Annotated in this window: 19 protein-coding genes and 3 tRNA genes; 11 read left to right on the top strand and 11 right to left on the bottom strand. The window is 73.0% G+C overall.

The genetic code is table 11. From position 1 onward, the window contains the following. Positions 1–610: 610 nt before the first annotated feature. Complete coding sequence (locus tag FSW04_RS25935) at positions 611–778, bottom strand: hypothetical protein (RefSeq protein ID WP_187369446.1); 168 nt, start codon at positions 776–778, stop codon at positions 611–613. Between the two features lie 138 nt (positions 779–916). Here FSW04_RS25935 and FSW04_RS11930 point away from each other — a divergent pair, with 138 nt between their 5' ends. The 5 genes from FSW04_RS11930 to FSW04_RS11910 all read left to right on the top strand — a co-directional run bounded on the left by FSW04_RS11930 (position 917) and on the right by FSW04_RS11910 (position 5,817). Further along, positions 917–2,776 carry a chloride channel protein gene (locus FSW04_RS11930; protein WP_228431180.1) on the top strand — a complete coding sequence of 620 codons (1,860 nt, stop codon included), beginning with the start codon at positions 917–919 and terminating at the stop codon, positions 2,774–2,776. A gap of 92 nt (positions 2,777–2,868) precedes the next feature. Continuing rightward, entirely contained in the window at positions 2,869–3,960 is a 1,092-nt protein-coding gene (locus tag FSW04_RS11925) for a lysylphosphatidylglycerol synthase transmembrane domain-containing protein (protein ID WP_146919479.1), read from the top strand. Next, complete coding sequence (locus tag FSW04_RS11920) at positions 3,957–4,523, top strand: hypothetical protein (RefSeq protein WP_146919477.1); 567 nt, start codon at positions 3,957–3,959, stop codon at positions 4,521–4,523. Before FSW04_RS11925 ends, FSW04_RS11920 begins: the two co-directional genes overlap by 4 nt. A 44-nt stretch (positions 4,524–4,567) precedes the next feature. Next, positions 4,568–5,023, top strand: coding sequence for an SPW repeat domain-containing protein (locus FSW04_RS11915; RefSeq protein WP_187369445.1), 456 nt, complete (start codon positions 4,568–4,570; stop codon positions 5,021–5,023). Positions 5,024–5,166: 143 nt separating this feature from the next. Continuing rightward, complete coding sequence (locus FSW04_RS11910; protein ID WP_146919473.1) at positions 5,167–5,817, top strand: TetR/AcrR family transcriptional regulator C-terminal domain-containing protein; 651 nt, start codon at positions 5,167–5,169, stop codon at positions 5,815–5,817. An 18-nt stretch (positions 5,818–5,835) separates the two neighbouring features. Here the strand turns inward: FSW04_RS11910 and FSW04_RS11905 are convergent, their stop codons facing one another. Beyond that, complete coding sequence (locus FSW04_RS11905; RefSeq protein WP_146919471.1) at positions 5,836–6,933, bottom strand: enolase C-terminal domain-like protein; 1,098 nt, start codon at positions 6,931–6,933, stop codon at positions 5,836–5,838. Next, entirely contained in the window at positions 6,930–7,853 is a 924-nt protein-coding gene (locus tag FSW04_RS11900) for a ketopantoate reductase family protein (RefSeq protein WP_146919469.1), read from the bottom strand. The genes FSW04_RS11905 and FSW04_RS11900 overlap by 4 nt, the downstream gene beginning before the upstream one ends. Before the next feature lie 426 nt (positions 7,854–8,279). Between FSW04_RS11900 and FSW04_RS25930 the strand changes: the two genes are divergently transcribed. Further along, complete coding sequence (locus FSW04_RS25930; RefSeq protein ID WP_187369444.1) at positions 8,280–8,423, top strand: hypothetical protein; 144 nt, start codon at positions 8,280–8,282, stop codon at positions 8,421–8,423. On the opposite strand, the gene FSW04_RS11895 is transcribed toward FSW04_RS25930, so the two are convergent. Next, on the bottom strand, positions 8,420–8,851 hold the full coding sequence (locus tag FSW04_RS11895; protein ID WP_146919467.1) for a cupin domain-containing protein: 432 nt from the start codon (positions 8,849–8,851) through the stop codon (positions 8,420–8,422). The two genes, FSW04_RS25930 and FSW04_RS11895, sit on opposite strands and share 4 nt — an antisense overlap. Positions 8,852–9,069: 218 nt before the next feature. Here FSW04_RS11895 and FSW04_RS11890 point away from each other — a divergent pair, with 218 nt between their 5' ends. Next, on the top strand, positions 9,070–9,318 hold the full coding sequence (locus tag FSW04_RS11890; RefSeq protein WP_146919464.1) for a tyrosine-type recombinase/integrase: 249 nt from the start codon (positions 9,070–9,072) through the stop codon (positions 9,316–9,318). Positions 9,319–9,348: 30 nt separating this feature from the next. Here FSW04_RS11890 and FSW04_RS11885 read toward each other — a convergent pair whose 3' ends face one another. The 5 genes from FSW04_RS11885 to FSW04_RS11865 form a co-directional block, all read right to left on the bottom strand. Further along, complete coding sequence (locus FSW04_RS11885) at positions 9,349–9,774, bottom strand: helix-turn-helix transcriptional regulator (RefSeq protein ID WP_187369443.1); 426 nt, start codon at positions 9,772–9,774, stop codon at positions 9,349–9,351. 27 nt (positions 9,775–9,801) lie between these two features. Beyond that, entirely contained in the window at positions 9,802–10,089 is a 288-nt protein-coding gene (locus FSW04_RS11880; RefSeq protein ID WP_187369442.1) for a type II toxin-antitoxin system RelE/ParE family toxin, read from the bottom strand. A 137-nt stretch (positions 10,090–10,226) separates the two neighbouring features. Beyond that, positions 10,227–10,300 (bottom strand) — tRNA-Pro (locus FSW04_RS11875). A gap of 18 nt (positions 10,301–10,318) precedes the next feature. Then, a tRNA-Gly gene (locus FSW04_RS11870) sits at positions 10,319–10,390 on the bottom strand. 43 nt (positions 10,391–10,433) lie between these two features. Continuing rightward, the gene (locus tag FSW04_RS11865) at positions 10,434–11,483 is read right to left on the bottom strand and encodes an SDR family NAD(P)-dependent oxidoreductase (protein ID WP_228431178.1); all 1,050 of its coding nucleotides are present in this window, start codon (positions 11,481–11,483) and stop codon (positions 10,434–10,436) included. A 540-nt stretch (positions 11,484–12,023) separates the two neighbouring features. Between FSW04_RS11865 and FSW04_RS11860 the strand changes: the two genes are divergently transcribed. Further along, entirely contained in the window at positions 12,024–12,800 is a 777-nt protein-coding gene (locus FSW04_RS11860; protein ID WP_146919458.1) for a class E sortase, read from the top strand. Here the strand turns inward: FSW04_RS11860 and FSW04_RS11855 are convergent. After that, positions 12,739–13,221: a hypothetical protein gene (locus FSW04_RS11855; protein ID WP_146919456.1), complete on the bottom strand. Its 483-nt coding sequence runs from the start codon at positions 13,219–13,221 to the stop codon at positions 12,739–12,741. The genes FSW04_RS11860 and FSW04_RS11855 overlap by 62 nt on opposite strands. A gap of 186 nt (positions 13,222–13,407) precedes the next feature. On the opposite strand from FSW04_RS11855, the gene FSW04_RS11850 reads away from it, so the two are divergent. Beyond that, positions 13,408–13,767 carry a hypothetical protein gene (locus tag FSW04_RS11850; RefSeq protein WP_146919454.1) on the top strand — a complete coding sequence of 120 codons (360 nt, stop codon included), beginning with the start codon at positions 13,408–13,410 and terminating at the stop codon, positions 13,765–13,767. A 48-nt stretch (positions 13,768–13,815) separates the two neighbouring features. After that, positions 13,816–13,886: transfer RNA gene (locus FSW04_RS11845), tRNA-Trp, on the top strand. Positions 13,887–13,982: 96 nt separating this feature from the next. On the opposite strand, the gene FSW04_RS11840 is transcribed toward FSW04_RS11845, so the two are convergent. Then, on the bottom strand, positions 13,983–14,195 hold the full coding sequence (locus FSW04_RS11840; RefSeq protein WP_146919452.1) for a hypothetical protein: 213 nt from the start codon (positions 14,193–14,195) through the stop codon (positions 13,983–13,985). A 307-nt stretch (positions 14,196–14,502) separates the two neighbouring features. Here FSW04_RS11840 and FSW04_RS27110 point away from each other — a divergent pair, with 307 nt between their 5' ends. Then, on the top strand, positions 14,503–14,937 hold the full coding sequence (locus FSW04_RS27110; protein WP_228431176.1) for a hypothetical protein: 435 nt from the start codon (positions 14,503–14,505) through the stop codon (positions 14,935–14,937). Positions 14,938–14,948 lie beyond the last annotated feature (11 nt).

Below are 14,948 nucleotides of genomic sequence, written 5' to 3'. Positions count from 1 at the left end.
GCCGCGTCATCGAAGTCGAACTGGAGATCGTCCATACGCGGTAGGGCGATGGCGAACGCCGAGGTCCGCGCGGGCAAATGGATCCCGAATCGGATCCCGTGAGGTCGACTCGAGAGTTCTAGAAAGCAGAAGACCCGGATGAGATCAGGGCCTCTGTGAGTCGGGGAGACAGGATTTGAACCTGGGACCGCCCGGCCCCCAGCCGCAAGGACGCGAAATCCGTCCGTCCGCGTGTTGCTCCACAGCGGGAGCTCTGGGCGGCTCGGTAGCTCTGGGTTGCCTCAGTTTGTACCCCGTCTCGTACCTCGCGGCATAGGGCAACTCGGGCGCCGGCGACCCGCTACGGCGGCGCGCGAGAAGCGACCCATGACCGACGAACCAGCCGTCGGGTCAGCGAGCCGTCGGCGTGGCAGTCGAATGCGGCGCTCCTGGGTCGATCCCGCGAGAGGGCCCGGCCACTCAACCACCGCACACCGCCGCGGAGGAGGGCTCGGCGGCCACCGTTCCCGACTGGTGATCCCAGATGAGCGGGGTCTACGTCCCGGCGCGCGGTGCAACGCGCCGGCCGGCGGCCGTCAGGGACCCCAGCTGGATCTCACGGCCCCGCGCGTCATGGCCGCTGCCGTGCCCGTTTGGCCCTGATCGCGTGCACCATGACGGCGATGAACATGATCGGCGGCACGGTGACGAGGAACGCATCCCCGGTCCGGCCGAAGTCGATCCCCCAGAGGATGATCCAGAGCCCACAGGCGAAGACCCCAGCAGCGGCAAGTCCCATACCAGAGAACTTACATCGTAAGTTCTCGTTCGGCAACGTGCCGGACGGGCGAGCACGAGAACCCTGATGCTTACGGTGTAAGCTAACGTGCTCGGCGTGTCCCGTTCGTCCTCACGCCCTCCGGCGGATGGAGCCATCGTGCGCGAGCGCGCTGCGCGCGGCGCCCGGGGTCCACGGGGGGCGACGATCACCGCACGCGCACGCCTCGGGCTGAGTGGGACCCGCGGCCTCGTCGCGCTCGCCCTGCTGGTCGGGGTCGGCGCCGGACTGGGCGCGATCGCGTTCCGCGAGCTCATCCAAGGGCTGACCGAGCTCTTCTCGGGCTACCGCGACTACAGCGCGGCCGGTCGCGTGGCCAATCCCCACGTTCCGGGCCTGGGCATCTGGTTCGTGGTCCTGGCACCGGTCATGGGTGGGCTCCTGTATGGGCCGCTGGTCGCGCGCTTCGCCCCCGAGGCACGTGGCCATGGGGTCCCCGAGGTCATGCTCGCGGTCGCCGAGCACGGCGGACGCATGCGCGCACAGGTGCCCGTGATCAAGGCGCTGGCCTCGGCGTTGACCATCGGCTCGGGCGGCTCGGTCGGCCGCGAGGGCCCCATCGTCCAGATCGGGTCCGCGCTCGGCTCGCTGATCGGCCAGGCGGCCCGCGTGCCCGAGCGCCGGCTCAAGCTGCTGGTGGCCTGTGGCGCAGCCGGCGGGATCTCGGCCACGTTCAACGCCCCGATCGCCGGGGTCTTCTTCGCGCTGGAGGTCATCCTGCGCGACTTCGAGACCGACTCCTTCGGCGTGGTCGTGCTCAGCTCGGTCACCGCCGCGGCGATCGCCCGCGGGGCGTTCGGCTCGGCGAGCTTCCTGCACCTGCCGGGCTTCACCCTGACCTCACCGGTCGAGCTGGTGCTCTACGCCGCGCTCGGCCTGCTCGGCGGTGCCGTCGGCATCGTGTTCATCCGCGTGCTCTACGGGTCCGAGGACCTCGCCGACCGCCTCTGGAGAGGTCCCGCCTGGGCCCGCCCCGCCGTCGGCGGCATCCTGCTCGGCCTACTGCTGCTCGCCGTCCCTGAGATGTACGGCGTGGGCTACCCCGTCCTCTCGCTGGCCGTCTCCGGCCACTACGCCATCGCGTTCGTCCTGCTGCTGCTGGTCGCCAAGATCGCGGCCACGAGCCTGACCATCTCGATCGGCGGCTCCGGCGGCGTCTTCGCCCCCTCCCTGTTCATGGGCGCCATGCTCGGCTCGGCCTTCGGCCAGGTCGCCCATCAGCTCCTGCCGGGGGTGACCGCACCCGCCGGCGCCTACGCCCTGGTCGGCATGGGAGCGGTGTTCGCCGGGTCGGCCCGGGCACCGATCACCGCGGTGCTCATCATCTTCGAGCTCACCGGCGAGTACTCCATCATCCTGCCGCTCATGCTCGCGATCGTCCTGGCCGCCGGCATCAGCGGGCGCCTGTCGTCCGACACGATCTACACGCTCAAGCTGCGTCGTCGCGGCATCCAGATCGACCGTCCCCGCGTCGTGAGCGTCATGCGCACCGTCACGCTCGAGGACGCGATCGAGCCCATGCCCGAGACCCTGGCCGCCGACGCGCCGCTCTCGGCGGCGCCGGCGCGCCTCACCGATCGCCCCGACCAGTCCGTTCCCGTCCTGGATGCGCTCGGAAGGCTGGTCGGCGTCATCACCGCCGGGGACCTCGAGCAGCACATGATGGCCGACGACCCACCCGGCGCCGATGCCGGCTCCCTCGCCCGCGGCGTCCACGAGCTGCACGCCGACGACACGCTCGAGGACGCCGTCCACGCCCTGGGCGCCACCGACGCGACCGGGCTGCCCGTGCTGACCGCGGGCGGTCGGGAGATCGCCGGCTGGATCACGCACCGCAGCATCCTGTACGCCTACCACCGAGAGCGCCGGCGCCTGGCGTCGGCGCCGACGCCGACGCCGACGCCGGCCGACCGGCCCCCGGCCCGCGAGCGCGACGCCACGCCAGCGGTCGCGCCCTAGCCTCGTGATGCGCCGACGCGGACCGTTCACCGTTCGCGTCATCCCGATGACACCCGAGTCCGGGTCGCGCTCCCCGGCGGTACCTGCCGTCCATGAGGGAGGTCATCGACGGGGCGATCGATCGCGCCCACCACGCCGCCGACCTGCTGCTCAGCAACGCCGTCGACGTCGACCCGCTGTGGCTGGTCGCCGGGGTGCTGGCCCACCTCGCCGCACAGGTCGTCCGCATCCGCGGCTGGTGGAACATCCTCCGCGTCGCGTACCCGGCGCAGGCCGCCGGCCTGCGTCACCGCGACGTCACCGTCGCCTACCTTGCAGGGTCCGGGATCAACGGCCTGCTTCCGGCCCGCGCAGGCGACGTCGTCAAGTACACGATCCTGCATCGACGGCTGCCCGGATCGCGCTACAGCACGCTCGCCGCGACATCGCTGCCCGAAACGCTGTTCGAATCCGCGCTCGGCGCGGTCCTGGTCGTGTGGATGCTCGCTCGGGGCTTCCTTCCCGTGCCCGCCGCGCCCGGCGACCTGCCGGGACCCGACGCCTCGACGGTCGTCGAGCACCCGGTCCTCGCGGCGGCGTCGGTTGCGGCGGCGGTCCTGCTGACGGTCGTCGTCCTGCGGTGGGCCGGGCGCCGGTCCCGCGTGCTGCTGGATCGCCTGCGCCAGGGCCTGACCATCCTGCGCCGGCCGCGCCTGTTCATGACCGGTGTTGCGACCTGGCAGGCGCTCGGCCGCGTGATCCGGCTGGGATCGCTGGCCTGCTTCCTGAACGCCTTCGGCCTTCCGGCGACGGTGGGAACGGCCGTCCTGGTCATGGCCGCCCAGAGCGGAGGGCGCATCGTGCCCATCGCGCCGGTCAGCACCGGGCTGCGGATCGTGCTGCTGGCCTACGGGCTCGTCGAGGTGACCGGCCGGCCGGTCGACCCCGGTGCCATCACGGTCTTCACCGTCGGGGTCAGCGCCACCCTCTTCGTCGTCATGCTGGCGATCTCGGTGACGATCGTGGCACGCGAGCTCGGCGCACACACACCACGGGGGGCGCTGCGGGCCGCCCGCGCTGTCGACGTCGCGACCCCCGTCGCGGCCCCCGTCGCGGTCCAGGCCGGCCACGCGGCAGTCATCCGCAGCACAGCGCGGGCGCCCGGCTGGCTCCGAGCGGCCGCCAGAAGGGATCCACCCGCATGAGCGATGCCACCAACCACCTGTACGACGAGATCGACCGCCAGAACCAGCATCTGCCGGCCTCCAGCCGGCGCGGGCTGATCAAGGGCACGGCGGCGTCGCTGGCGGGCATGGGTCTCTTCGGTCTCATGAGCGCCAGTGCCGAGGCGAAGGTGTCCACCAACGACGCCAACAAGGCCGAGAACATCCTGGCCGTGGCGGCCACGGCCGAGGTGCTGGCCACGATCGTCAACACGGTCGGCCCCGAGAAGCTCGGCTCCCAGCTCGACGCGGTGGCGATCCGGGCGGGTGCCGGACCTCGGACTCCGGGGCCGTCCGCTACCGCATCTCGACCGGCACGTATGACCTCGCCGGTGCGAGCGAGGCCGGGTCGGGATGAACCTGTGACGGCAGCGCCGCGTACCACGTCCCGTCAAGCTATGGCTGCAGCGGCGGAGACCCGGGCGTGCCCGTGGAGGCCTGCGGGATCATCCGCCAGGACGGACTGGCCTTCCGGCCCATCGCGGGCCCGCACCTCCGCTGACATCGCCGGTGTCAGGCGCGCGACACCAGCACCGCACCCATGACAGCCCGCCGGCCCATAGCGGGGCCGCCGGGGAGACGAGCCTGCATGACCGATCCCGGCCCCCCGACGCCCGTCCCGACGACGCCGGCACAGGCCGGCCGCGTCAGCCGCCGCGGCGCCGAGACCGCCAGCGCCTTGAACCTGCTCGCGGGCGGGTGGCTTGTCGCCTCCTCATGGGTCCTGCATGACGGCCCCGGCGACGCGAGCTGGAACCCGGTCGCCGCCGGGGCGGTCATCGTGGCCGTCGCGGCGGTGCGGATGGCCCGTCCGTCGCGCAGCGCGCGGCTCGCGGTGGCGAACATCGTCGCGGGGCTGTGGCTGCTGAGCTCGGCGTGGTGGCTGGACCCGGGCCCGACGGCGTCGTGGAACGTCAGCGTGGCTGGCGCCGTGGTGGCGACCATGGCCGCCTGGGGCCTGTCGGCCTCGCGCGAGGCGGCCACCGCCGAGGAGGAGACGGCCCGGTGGCAGTGCGGCACGTGGAGCAGCGGCGAGGTGCTCTAACGCACGCCGCAGGTGACGTTCCGCCGCGCGGAGGCCCGCCCGGCCCGAAGCATTTCTCCTCATCGCCTCCCTGCCCTGAGGTGTGCGGACGACCGGGCGGTCCTGCGTGCGGCGGCGGCGCTCGCCGCACATAGGGTGTAGACGTGCCTGCCGCGAACACCCGCACGCGCCGCGCCGGCCTAACCCGCGAGCGCATCCTGCGGGCAGCGCTCGCGCTCGTCGAACGAGAGGGTGCCGAGGCGCTCACGATGCGCCGCCTCGGTGATGAGCTCGGCGTGGAGGCCATGTCCCTCTACAACCACGTGCCCAACCGCGAGGCCGTGCTCGACGGGCTCGGGGAGCTGCTCATGGCGCGCATCGAGATCCCCGAGCCCGGATCGGACTGGACCGACGCATGTCGCGCCTTCGCCGGGCAGCTGCGCACCCTGACCCTGCACCACCCACAGGCGTTCCGGCTCATCGGACTTCGGCCGTTGGCCTCGCCCGCGGCGCTGCGCCCCGTCGAGCGTCTGCTGCAGTGCCTCGTCTCGGCGGGATCCACGCCTGCGGCGGCCCTGGGCGTCTACCGCTCCGTGGCCAGCTACGCGCGCGGCTACGCACTGGCCGAGGTCACCGGCTTCACGGTCGACGCCAGCACCGCGGCCGCCCGGCGCCCGCTCCGTGCCCTGGCCGCTGAGGAGTTCCCCGTGCTGCGGCGCAGCGTCAAGGAGCTGTCAGCGCTGACGCCCGACCAGGCGTTCGCCTCCGGGCTCGAGGCGCTGCTGGCAGGCACACGAGCCACCTTCCCAGGCTGATGAGACGGCAAGGGATGCCTACCCGAGCCGGTGGTGAACGACGGCCGCGCGGTCCCAGCGCAGGCCGTTGCCCGGCTCGGTCGAGGGGATCGCCAGGCCGTCGGCGATCTCCAGCGGCTGCTCGAGCACCGGCTCGGCCCAGTCGACGTACTCGAGCCAGTGGCCGCCGGGCGTCGCGCACAGCAGGTGCGCGCTGACCTCGGGGAACAGGTGCGACGAGACCTCGCGATCGTGCGCGGCCGCCAGCCCCGCGGCCTGCTGCCAGCCGGTCACGCCGCCGATGCGGTCCAGATCGGGCATCACGTAGTCGGTCGCACCGGCCTCGAGAGCCGCGACCATCGGTGCCGTTCCCGTGAAGTTCTCGCCGATCTGGATCGGGGTCGCCGTCGCCTGCGCGATCAGCGCGAGGTGCCGGTAGTCGTCGTGGCGGATCGGCTCCTCGATCCAGTACACGCCCTCGCCGTCAAGCATCACGCAGCGCCGCATGCCCTCGGCGAAGCTCAGGGCCTGGTTGAAGTCAACCATCAGGTGCACCTCGTCGGGCAGCGCATCCCGTACCGCCCGCACGACGGCCAGGTCCTCGCGAGCCGTCGGGCGCCCGAGCCGCAGCTTGACCGCGGTGAAGCCGCCCTCGGTCAGCGCGACCGCCTCGACCCGCGCCTGATCGGCGGTCATCAGCCCCAGGCCGGTGCTGTTGTAGGCCGGGATCGGCCTGGCCTGGGCACCGAGGACCGCGGCGAGCGGCACGCCGGCCGCCTGTGCGAAGGCATCCCACGCCGCGGTGTCGACGGCGGACGCGACCATGGCCAGCGGGCCGGTGATCCCGGGCAGCTTGAGGTGCCGGCCAACGCGGCGGGCGAGCTCGAGCGGTGCGACGGGCGCTCCGGCAAGCGTCGCGCTCAGCTCCGCGACGATCGGCACCAGCGCGAGCGCGATGGACGGCAGGTAGCAGAAGGCGTAGGCACGACCGGTGATGCCCTCCTCGGTCTGCAGGTCGACCAGGGCCAGCGACGCGGTGTCGATCCTCTGGGCGCTGGTGCCCAGCGGCCGCCGCATCGGCACCGACACGGCCGTCGCCGTGAGCGACCGCAGGGTCGGGTGCACGGTCACGGTCATGGCCTCGTGCCGTCGACCACGGGGGCGAGCGCCTCGACGATGGACGCGTTGACCGGGGTGGGCACGCCGAGGGACGCGCCCAGGTCGACGACTGCCCCGCTCAGCCACGGCAGCTCGAGCCGGGTGCCACGCTCCAGGTCGCCGGCCATCGACGAGCTCATCGTCGGCGGCAGGGTGTCGCAGAACACGAGGCGGTCGTGGGCGAAGTCCGGCGGCAGCGGCACGCCGCTCGCCCGGCCGACGGCGACGACCTCGCCCATCGCGTCATGCAGCGTCGCCCGGAGCACCGGGTCCTCGCGGATGGGGCCGATCGACGTCTGTGCCATCGCGGTGGTCCCCGAGAGGCCGACCAGGAAGACGAACTTCTCCCAGATCTCCCGTTCGATGGCCGAGCTGATCTCGGCCTCGACGCCGGCGGCAGCGCATGCGGCCAGCAGCGCTTCGGCCCGTGCCGAGCGCGCTCCGCCGTACTCGCCGAACACCACGCGCTGCATCGCGCCGTGGTGGACGATCACCCCGGGCCGCGCGATGGAGGCCGCGATGAAGCACACCCCGCCCATCACGGACTCGGCGGGGACGTGGCGGCGAAGCTCATCGTCCTTCTGGACGCCGTTCTGCAGCGACAGGATGCCCGCACCCTGCTCGGCCAGCGGACGCAGCGCCGGTGCGACCGCCGCCGTGTCCCAGAGCTTGACGGCGACGATCACCACGTCGGCGGGCCCGGCGTCGTCGACCGTCCCCACGGCCTGGACCGGCGCGACCGTCAGGTCGCCCTGCGAGCTCTCGATCCGCAGGCCGTCGCGGCGCATGGCCGCCAGGTGCGCCCCCCGCGCGACGAACGTCACGTCGGCCCCGGCTGCCGCCAGCCGGCCGCCGAAGTACCCGCCGACGCCACCGGCACCAACAACGACGATCCGCATGCAGTGCTCCTGACCGGCCGCGCCCCAGGCGGCCCCTAGTTCGATGGATATCGATCTCTATCACGTCGCAGGCGGGCGAGCGGGGTCGGTTCACACACGCCGATGTGTGCGGCGTGCGAGTGGCGCTGGCCGCGCTTTGACGATCCGTGCCTGCCGACCGGCTACCCCTGGGAGGCCACGCAGGGCACCGTCGGCAAGCCACGATCCGCTACGCCGGGGCAACGGGAACCGGACCCTCGAGCAGCCGCCTGGTATACGCCACCACGCGGCGCCAGCGCCAGCTCATCGCAGACGTGGCCCTGGAGCTCGGCCGCGAGATCGCGGTGCCTCGCAGTCGCGAGGTCGCCTCCATGGTCATCCGCGACGCCCTGGCCGAGACCAATCAGGGCCACACGCCGCGCCCGACGGCACCGTGCCCGCGGCGGCGTGATCTCCAAGTCGACGCTTGACCATCTCACCGAGCTGGCCGAGCGCCGCCAGCACCACCAGCGCCAGAACTGTTCCCTGCAGGCGATGGCCGACGCGGAGCGCCGTGCACGAAGCACGGCTGCCGCGGACGGCCAGGCCTAGTCGTTGAGCTGGGACGGGGGCAGATCGTCGGGCAGCGGAACGTCCTGCGGCGTGCCGTGCGTCTGGGCATCCCACGACGCGTAGGCTTTGGCATCACGGGACTCGTGGTCGCCGTGGCCCCCCAGCGCAATGAGAACGACACGGGCTCGACGCCGGTTGGACAGCTGTCGTCGTACGCCGGGCGGGACTCGTGCCAGCTGACCCGCCGCCAGTTCCAGAAGGTCGCCCTCGATGGTGATCGTCAATGTGCCCTCGAGGACGAGATACGCCTCTTCCTGGGACTCGTGGTCGTGGACGCGCATCTGCTGGCCGGGCTGCAGCACCATCTGGTTGATGCCGAAGCTGGTGATTCCGAGAGCGCGGCGCAAGGAGACCATCCGCTGGTCGCTGTCGGGATCGATCTGAGTCCGCGAGACACGTTCGTCCATGTCCGCGAGCCTGCCAGATGAGGTCCTGGCGCTAGCGCTAAGCGTCAGATCCTCAGAGCGAAGGGCCGGTGATTGCTCACCGTCCCGTGACGTGAAGACTGCGTGCCGGCACCTCCGGGTTGCCCGATGAACGGGTGCACGTCCTTGACCCCGGCGGTTCGCCTCGGACCGGCGTGATCATCTCTCTGGCTCGAGAGCCCCCGTCTCTGCTGCGGTCGATGGTCGTCGGTGCCCATGGCCAGCCGGCTGGCCACGGGCACACCTTCGGTACCCGCCTCGTCGCGCCGGGCACGCCGTTGCGAGCGGTCCAGGAGCTCCTGGGTCACGCCGACGCGAAGACGACCCAGATCTACACGCACTACGCGCCCGGCGCGCACGAGGTCGCCCTCGTCGACGCCGCATTCGCCGGTGAGCAGCCGGCCGATGAATCCGCCGCCGGAACAACGCCAGGCGACGTGGCCAGCTGACCGCCCTCTCGCCGCCTGGGCGGCCTCCGACTAGCTGGCTGGCTTCTTGGTGCCCTTCCGGGCCCGAGCCGAGGCCGTCGTGACCGAGACGTTGCCGTGGCTGATGACGGCGCCCGAGGACCGGGCACCCTTGGTGACCAGCGTGGCATCCGTGTCGGCCGGTCCGACGTCGAGGACGAACTCAGTGCTGAGCTTCTCGATGGTCGCAATGATCGTGTCCACATCGGGGTTCTGCTCGCCCGACTCCATGCGGGCCACCCTCGGCTGAGAGACCCCGAGCTTCTCACCCAGCCCGCGCTGGCTCAGCCCGTGGTCGGCGCGATACTCGATGAGCATCGCCGCGAACTGACGCGCCGGGGCGAGCCGCTGCCAGTCGCGACGAAAGCCCTCGTCCTCGTTGAGCTCCTCGGCGACGAACTCGCCGAAGCTGACGTCGTGATTGCTGCGCTTGGCCATCGTGCGACGATGATAACTCATGGGTTATCAGTCGGCAACCGTGCCGCGCTCCTGAAGTCGCGCTCGGGCATCGGCCACGGCTCGGTCCATGTCCTTCGCATGGTCGACGGCGACGGCGACCACGAGGTAGCGATCCGCCTGCTGCACGAAGATCGGGCGGCACATGGAGCTCCCCTGCCGGGGCCGCAGCTCGAACAGGTCCGCCTCCCCCTTCAGGGACTTGACGTGCGGCGCGACGAGCTTCGGACCCAACTGGCGCAGCTTGTCGACCGCGTTGAGCATCGCCCGACGCTCCTCTTTGCCCTTGAAAGTCACCCGCGCACCCTATGCAGCGCCTGCGACGAACCCCGTTCCGTTGGATGCCGGGAAATTGGACCGTAATTGGACCGTCATAGGAGAACGCGAACGTTCGCCTAACGACGAAAACCGCTCTACAGAGCGGTTTTCGTGAGTCGGGGAGACAGGATTTGAACCTGCGACCGCCCGGCCCCCAGCCGGGTGCGCTACCAGACTGCGCCACTCCCCGTGGCTATGTGACCTGCAGAGCGGGCGACGGGACTCGAACCCGCTCCTAGAGCTTGGAAGGCTCCCGTGCAGCCGTTGACACCTCGCCCGCAGGTCTGAGCGAGTCTACCGGCACGCGCGCGCGGCCGGGAGCCTCACGCGGGAGGCTCCGCGCGGCGCGCCTCGGTGGGCACGGTGCCCTCGTCGTCAGCGATCAGCTCCGGCGGCCATGCGCCCCACCAGTTGTCGGCCGCGCCGTCGAGCGTCACGGTCGTCCCCGACAGCCCGTGGCCCACCGGTGACGCGAGGAACGCGACGAGCCATGCGAACTCCTGCATCCGCCCCAGGCGCTGCAGCGGCACGCTGCGCGCGGCCTGGCGCACGACGATCTCAGGGTACTTGCGCAGCGACTCGGTGTCGAAGCGGCCGATCGCCGCCGCCACGAGCGCGACGCCATCCTCACGCCAGCGCTCCGCGAGCTCGGCCGTGAGCGCCTCGACCGCCGCGCGCGCCGCGCCCGTGTGGGCCATCGCCGGCATCCCGTGGTGCGGCGATACCGTCACGTTGATCACGGTGCCGCCCGCGCCCGGCCGGCCGAGCCAGGCGGCCTCGGCGACCGCATGGGTCATCGTCATCGTCCCCTCGACGTTGAGACGCATGACGGCCCGCCAGCCCTTGGCGGCGATGGCCTCGGCCGGCACGAAGTACTGGCCGCCGGCGTTGTTGACCAGCACGTCCAGGCGACCGTGGCGGTCCAGCGCACCGCCCACGATGCGGTCGGCATCGGCGCGCTCGCGGACGTCCCCGCTCACATAGGAGCAGCCCTCCCCCAGCTCGTCCGCCGTGGCGGCCAGCACCTCCTCGCGGCGCCCGGCGATGACGACCTGTGCCCCGCAGGCCAGCAGCTCTGCCGTCGCCTGGCGCCCCAGGTTCGTGCCGCCGCCGGTGACGATCGCGACCCGGCCGGCCAGCAGGTCGGGGCGGAAGATCTCGGAGGGCCCGGCCATCAGGGTCCAACTATGGCGCAGTCCGTGTCTGGACGTTTTCGGGCGGCTTGGAGCCCTCGGCGGGCCGTGTCCGGGACCCTCGCCCACCGCATCGCCGCGCGCGATGCCCAGCGCTTCGTGGGCCGCGAGGCCGAGCTGGCCCTCTTCGACTCCCTGCTGCCTGCGCGCCGCCTCGCAGCGTGTCGCCGAGTACGTCATCGCCGGGCATATCCCGCCTGAACCCAGACCAACGGCGTGGGCGGAGTGCGCGACCGCCCGTAGACTGGCCGCGGCGGCCATGGACGGTCGTCCGCCTCGCCCCATGACCCTGGACGTCCTGAACGCGGAGTACGCCGGAGGCGGCCCGGGCTTCGCCTCGGTCCGCGTGTCCGGGCGCGCCCACGCCCCGCTGCCCGGCCGGCACGCCGCCCCCGCGCTGCTCGTCGCCGACGGCGCGGCCTGGCGGCGCCTGGCGGCGGTCGCGGGGACGCCGCCCCTGCGCGCGGGACCGGCCGCGCCGCCGTTCGTCGTCACCTTCGAGGTGCCGCTGCACCTGCTCGCCGGGGCCGGAGCCTGGTGGCTGGAGCCCGGGCCGCCGGTCGCCGACGACGAGCTGGCCGCGACGGTCGCGCACCTGCGCGACCGCGTGCGCGACCTCGGCGACGAGCTCGTCGCCCTGCGCGCGGCCGCGGCCGCCGATCCGCCGCCGCCGGAGGCCGAGGCCGAGCCCCCCCGGGGCCCGCGCCGTCGCCCACCGCGGTGGCCGTGCCCGCGGCCGCGACCCGCCGCCTGCGGCTGCGCCCGACGCTGCCGGCCGTCCTCGTCGCCGCCGGTGCGCTCGTCCTCGGCGACGCCGTGGCCACCGTCGCCTGGCAGGAGCCCGTCTCGGCGCTGTGGGCCGGGCGCCAGCAGCACGAGCTCGAGTCCGAGGTCGCCCGCCTGGACCAGCGGCTGGCGGCGCCGACCGCCGCCACCGCGGCGCTGCCCCCGAGCCCCGCGGTGCGGATGCGCGCCATCGCCCGGATGCTGGAGCGCGACACGTCGGCGGGTCATCCGCTCGGGCGGCTGCGCATCCCGCGGCTGGACACCCACCTCGTCGTCGTGCAGGGCACGGGTGCCGGGAGCCTGCGCCGCGGCCCGGGCCACTACCTCGGCACGGCGCTGCCCGGCCAGCCCGGCACCGTCGGCATCGCCGGCCACCGCACGACCTACGGCGCGCCGTTCCGCCACCTCGACGTCCTCCGCCGCGGCGACGCCATCGACGTGACGATGCCCTACGGCGACTTCGTCTACCGCGTCGAGGGCACGCGCATCGTCTCCCCCGACGACGTCTCCTCGCTGCGGGCGATCGGGCGCCAGCGGCTCGTGCTCACCGCGTGCCACCCGCTCTACAGCGCCTCACAGCGGCTCGTGGTGATCGCCTCGCTGCAGCGGGCGACGCCGCGCGGCGCCGCCCGGGTCGCGACCCCGGCCGCTACGCCGCCAGCCGGGAGCCCCGGCGCCGGCGCCACTGGAGCGCCAGGCCCGCGAGCATGAGCGCGACGCCCGCCGCGCCGGCCAGGATCGGCTCGCCGCCGGTGAAGGCCAGGTGGGTCGGGCCCGGCCGCGTCGCCTTGACCGGGACCGCGTGGGTGCCTGTCGGCGTGCCCCGATGACCGTTGGCGTGCGTGGCGCGTCCCGTCGTCGTGGTCGGCCCCGAGGCGCCGGTGCTCGTCGAGGGAGCGTTGCCGCCCGCCGACGGCGTCGTGACCGTCGGGACCGTGTAGCCCGAGGCCGGTGTGGTCGTCGTGTAGCCCGACGTCGGCGTGGTGGCAGGGGTGGTCGTCGTGTAGCCGCTGAGCGGGGCGTCGGACCCCGAGCCGTCGCTGGACTGGCCGAAGGCGACGACCGCCAGGCCCATGCCGCCGACAGAGGCGACGACGGCGGTGATGAGCACCACGATGGTGTGACGCGACAACCGTGTCATAACCCTTCTTCCGAGTCCGTTCCTCGTTATTCCTGACCATCGCCGACCATAACCTCGCGCAACCCCCTTAGGGACCCCATCCGACCAGGGTGTCCGTTGTCTGACATTGAACTCGCTGATCCCAGCCTGGACTTCCGCACGGCGGCGCCTCGGCGCGCCTCTGCGACGATGCGCCCCATGTCGGACATCGAGGTCACCGGCGGCGACGTCGTCGTACGGTTCAACGGGCGCCAGGCCGTCATGGCGCTGGCCCGGCAGGTGTCGGTGCCGCTGACCTCGGTGCGGTCGGTCGACGTCGTCGCCGACGGGTGGGACCTCGACCTCGGCCTGCGCGTCGGCGGGACGGGCATCCCGCACCGCCTGGCCTTCGGCCGCTTCCGCCCACGCGGCGGCGGGCGCACGTTCGCCGCCCTCTACGCCGGCTCCCCCGCACTCGTCATCGACACCGAGGGCGGCGACTGGGACCGCCTGGCGATCACGCTCGACGACCCCGACGCCGCGGCGGCGAAGATCCGGCGCGCGGCCGGCCTCGCCTGACCCCGCGCGCCCACCGCGCGGCCCGGCGGCTTACAATGATCGGCCGCTGGGGGACTGGTGTAGTGGTAACACGACGGTCTCCAAAACCGTAACTCGAGGTTCGATTCCTCGGTCCCCCGCTCCGGTCCCCCGCGCGTCCCCGGAGACGTTCGTGTCCTCGGTCCACGCTTCGAGCGGCTGCCGCGGGCGGTGCCGCGCGACCGCTGACGTGGGAGCTAGTAGTCGCGGCGCGACCCGGCGGGCGACCCAGGGCGCGACCGCGTGGCGCGCCGCAGCGACCCGAACGCCAGGCGAGCGCGCCGGGCCGCGACGTCGACGTCGGGTCGCTCCGGGCGCGGCGGCCCCTCGGCGAGGACGGCGGCCTCGTCGAGGGCGCGGTCGACGCGGACGGTGAGATCCTGAGGGTCGTACTCGGCGGACTGGGGCATGGTCCGGACGTACCCGGACCGGCGGACGCTGGTCCTGCGGTGTCCGACGTCTCGCCGATGGCGGCCGTGGCCCGCCCCCGGCGAACGCGTCCGGATTGCTCGGCGTCGATGCCAGCCATGCTCGCGGCGATGCCGACGACCAGCGCCTGAACCCGCCTCACCGACACCACGACGAGCACGGTGCTGCGCCCGCGTCCTGGTCAGGACACGACCGATCCCGTCCCACGACGCGCTACGGTTCGCGGGACAGAATGGTGAACCGATCCTCAGCAATGGCTGCGACGGCGATCCCGTGCGGGGCCGTCGCATGACGTGGCAGCCCCCGCAGCACCCGCAGCACCCGGGGACCGGACGGGTGGCGTGCCTGATGTGCGGGGCGCACTCGGTGTCGCACGAGCTCGTGACGCCGACCTGCAGCTGCTGCGGGTCGCGTCGCCTGCTGCCCGTCTCCGACGTGGAGGCCTACCACCGCCGCCGCCGGGTGCTCAAGCAGCGTCTCGAGCAGCGCCGGCCCGTGGCCGGCGGCGTGTCCGGCGAGCGCCTCGCGGGAACACCCACACCCGTGAGCGACCAGCCTCCCCAGCCACCGGACACCGCCCCCGGCGACGAGGCCCCGCCGGGCACGACCGGCACCGGGCAGGACGTCTGCCCCGACTGCGACGGCACCGGCCTCGTCGGCACCGCGGTCTGCGCCACCTGCCAGGGCCGTGGCTGGGTCACCGAGGCCGTCGGCGGCGGCTGACCCACCGTCGG

It is taken from the genome of Baekduia soli (assembly GCF_007970665.1).
Lineage (GTDB): Bacteria > Actinomycetota > Thermoleophilia > Solirubrobacterales > Solirubrobacteraceae > Baekduia > Baekduia soli.
This window is presented reverse-complemented; position numbering and strand designations above follow the sequence as displayed.